At 66.6% G+C, this 3,356-nt stretch carries 4 protein-coding genes; 2 read left to right on the top strand and 2 right to left on the bottom strand.

Features of this window, described 5'->3' with window-relative positions:
- On the top strand, positions 1-475 hold a 475-nt coding region (locus AC04L7_RS15015), incomplete at its 5' end, for a ferredoxin reductase domain-containing protein (RefSeq protein ID WP_475513308.1).
- Positions 476-484: 9 nt separating this feature from the next.
- Here AC04L7_RS15015 and AC04L7_RS15010 read toward each other — a convergent pair.
- A complete protein-coding gene (locus AC04L7_RS15010) occupies positions 485-1,075 on the bottom strand; it encodes a HutD/Ves family protein (RefSeq protein WP_435999966.1) in 591 nt (196 codons plus the stop codon).
- Positions 1,076-1,359: 284 nt separating this feature from the next.
- Positions 1,360-1,698, bottom strand: a complete 339-nt coding sequence (locus AC04L7_RS15005; RefSeq protein ID WP_296278382.1) for a ComEA family DNA-binding protein — start codon at positions 1,696-1,698, stop codon at positions 1,360-1,362.
- Positions 1,699-1,938: 240 nt separating this feature from the next.
- Between AC04L7_RS15005 and AC04L7_RS15000 the strand changes: the two genes are divergently transcribed.
- Positions 1,939-3,356, top strand: a 1,418-nt coding sequence (locus AC04L7_RS15000; RefSeq protein WP_475513307.1) for a M20 family metallopeptidase, incomplete at its 3' end; no start/stop codon positions are given.

The following is a 3,356-nucleotide window of genomic DNA, read 5'->3' as shown; positions in this document are numbered from 1 at the left end:
GCCAGGGGATGCGATCGCCCTTCGCATCCGGCGCAATCCGAACTTCAACCCACCCTCGCCTGACGTGCCGATGATCCTGATCGGCAACGGCACCGGCCTCGCCTGCCTGCGCGCCCACCTGCGGGCACGCGTGCAAGCGGGTGCTGCGCGCAACTGGCTGCTGTTCGGTGAGCGCCAGCGCGCGCACGACTTCTTCCACGGAGATGAATTGCTGGCCTGGCATGCGAACGGAATGCTCGAGCATCTCGACCTGGCGTTTTCGCGCGATGGCAGCGAGCATCGCCATGTCCAGCATGCGTTGCTGGCACGCGCTGACCGGTTGCGCCAGTGGATTGCGGAAGGTGCCGTGGTTTACGTCTGCGGCAGCCTGGCCGGCATGGCCCCCGAGGTGGAGGCCGCGCTGTGCAGCCTTCTGGGCGAGGATCATGTCGACATACTGCGCGCCGAGGGACGCTATCGCCGCGACGTGTACTGACCCGTGGCCTCAGCCGGCGCCATCCTCGATGCGGATAGCCAGCAACTCCCCTCCCCCCTGGAGCGCGTAGCGCTCGCGGCCTTCGCCAGGCACCAGGATGGCCGTATCGCCGCTCCACAGCGGGCCAAGGCCACTGGCGTCATCGAAGGTCGCCTGGCCGGCGATCAGGTGGATGACCCAGTGCACGCCCGGCCGTGTGAAGAACAACATCGTCCCCACCAGCGGACGATGCAGCAGTTCGGCCCGCACGCGACCGCGTCGCCACATCAGGTTGAAATCGTGCGTCACGCCATCGATCAGTTCGCCGGTGACGCTGTCTTCGCCGGCGAACCGCACGCGATCGTGCGGCGGCATCACGTCGACCACCCGTCCATCGCCGAACCGCAGGCGCAGTCCGTTCCCGCGGAGCAGCACCAGTTCGCGTTCGATGCCGGGAAATGAAGAGAACGCCGCGTCATGCTCGATCTCGGCGATCGACAATCGCCAGTCCCACGCATCGCTGTCGGGAACCCGCAGGATCTCGCGCGTCCATCCGAGACCGTTCTTCCAGCGATCACGACGGTACTCGTTCGCAGGAATGAGGCATGACGATGCCGGCATGGTGTTTCCGTGTGAGGGCGCGGCGCGATTCTAGCCGGTCCCTCTGCCGGCTACGCGAAGCGCGACCCGGAAACGACATCGCCCGGGCGCGCATCCTGCGCTCCCGGGCGATGTCCACGTCCGTGTCGGCATCCTGCCGGTATCAGGCTCCTGCCCGCTCCTGACCCTTGCGCATCCTGCGCGGTGTAGGTACGTCCTTGTCGGCTTCCTGCCTGTTTCCCTTGGCCTCCTGCCCCTGCGCCTGGCGCCGCACGTCCTGTGAGGACGCCAGGCGCGGGATTCGATCAGCGTCGCGCCACCGGTTTGGCGGGCTTCGCAGCGGCGGCCGCCGGCTTGCTTGCCGGGGTCGCGCCTGTCCGCAGTTCGATCCGTTCGCGGTTCTGCTCGATCGTGCTCAAGCCGATCCCTTTCACCATCGCCAGCTCCTCGGCGCTCTTGAACGGGCCATTCGTCTTGCGGTATTCGACGATCGCAGCCGCCTTGGCAGGCCCCACGCCGACCAGCACGCGATCGAGCGCGGCCGCGTCGGCCGTATTGATGTTGACCCTCTCCGTCGCCATCGCCTGCATGGCGAACAGCAGCGACAGCGCGGTGGCGAACACGATCTGGATGAACGACTTCATGACGACTCTCCTTGTGGCATTGGACTCTCCATGCATGCGGGATGCGTCACGGCATCCGGCATGTTTCCGCCGGCAGCGCATGGCCTGCGGCGGTAGGGAAAGTGTCCAATCCCGACAGCTGCCACGGTATCGCCCATGCACGGGCGAATCTGCCCGTAAACGCCGCAGCCGGCTGTAGGAAAAGTCCTACACCGGGCCAGGCGTAGAATGGCGACCTGCCTTTCAGTGCCCGGAGTTGCCATGGATACCGCCAAAGTCGACCGTTACGTTGCCGAGAAATGGGATGACGACATCGTCCCGCAGCTGGTCGAGTACATCCGCATCCCGAACAAGTCGCCGATGTTCGACAAGGACTGGGTGGCCAACGGCTACATGGAGCAGGCCGTCCAACTGATGGAGCGCTGGGCCAAGGCGCAGCCGGTGCCGGGCATGCAGGTGGAGGTGATCCGCCTGGAGGGCCGCACGCCGCTGATCTTCATCGAGGTTCCCGCCAGCGGGCCGGAGACGGGGGCCGACACCGTGCTCCTGTACGGACACCTGGACAAACAGCCGGAAATGACCGGCTGGGACGACGACCTTGGCCCGTGGGTGCCGGTCATCAAGGGCGACAAGCTCTACGGCCGAGGTGGTGCGGATGACGGCTACGCGATCTTCGGGTCGCTGGCGGCGCTCCAGGCGTTGCAGCAGCAGGGCGTGCCGCATGCGCGCTGCGTGGTGTTGATCGAAGCCTGCGAAGAGTCGGGCAGCTACGACCTGCCCGCTTACGTGGATCATCTGGCCGACCGCATCGGCAAGCCCTCGCTCGTCGTCTGCCTGGATTCGGGGTGCGGCAACTATGAGCAGCTCTGGTGCACCACGTCGCTGCGCGGCCTGGCCGGCGGCAACTTCACCGTGAAGGTGCTGGAGGAAGGCGTGCATTCCGGGGACGCGTCGGGTGTGGTGCCGTCGAGCTTCCGCCTGCTGCGCCAGCTGCTGTCGCGCCTGGAGGACGAGCAGACCGGTCGCATCCTGCCGGACGGCCTGCAGGCGGAGATTCCCGCCGCCCGCGTCGCACAGGCGCAGGAAGCCGCGCGTGTGCTGGACACGGCGGTATTCGACAAGTTCCCGTTCCTGCCCGGCATGACGCCGATGGCCGAAGACCTGGCCGAACTGGTACTCAACCGCACGTGGCGCCCCGCATTGTCGGTCACCGGCGTGGACGGCATGCCGCCACTGTCATCGGCGGGCAACGTCCTGCGCCCCTACACATCGGTGAAACTGTCGCTGCGCCTGCCGCCCACGCTGGAGGGCAAGCAGGCAGGCCAGTTGCTGAAGGACCTGCTGGAAAAGGATCCGCCGAACGGCGCGCAGGTCAGCCTCGACCTGGAGAAGGCCAGCACCGGCTGGAACGCGCCGGCGATGTCGCCGTGGCTGGAGAACGCCATCGATGCGTCCAGCCGGGAGTTCTTCGGCAAACCGGCGATGTACATGGGCGAAGGCGGCACCATTCCCTTCATGGGCATGCTGGGCGAGAAGTTTCCCGGCGCGCAGTTCATGATCACCGGCGTGCTGGGCCCGCATTCCAATGCGCACGGCCCGAACGAGTTCCTGCACATCCCCATGGGCAAGAAAGTCACCGCCTGCGTCRCACGCGTGATCGCCGAACACCACGCTGCGAG

The organism is Pseudoxanthomonas sp. LjRoot204_2 (assembly GCF_056175765.1).
The sequence above is the reverse complement of the archived record's forward strand: the minus strand, read 5'-3'. Positions and strand labels throughout refer to the sequence as shown.

Coding starts and splice junctions, on each gene's coding strand:
- AC04L7_RS15005 (WP_296278382.1), bottom strand. CDS start 1,698: ATGAAGTCGTTCATCCAGATCGTGTTCGCCACCGCGCTGTCGCTGCTG.
- AC04L7_RS15010 (WP_435999966.1), bottom strand. CDS start 1,075: ATGCCGGCATCGTCATGCCTCATTCCTGCGAACGAGTACCGTCGTGAT.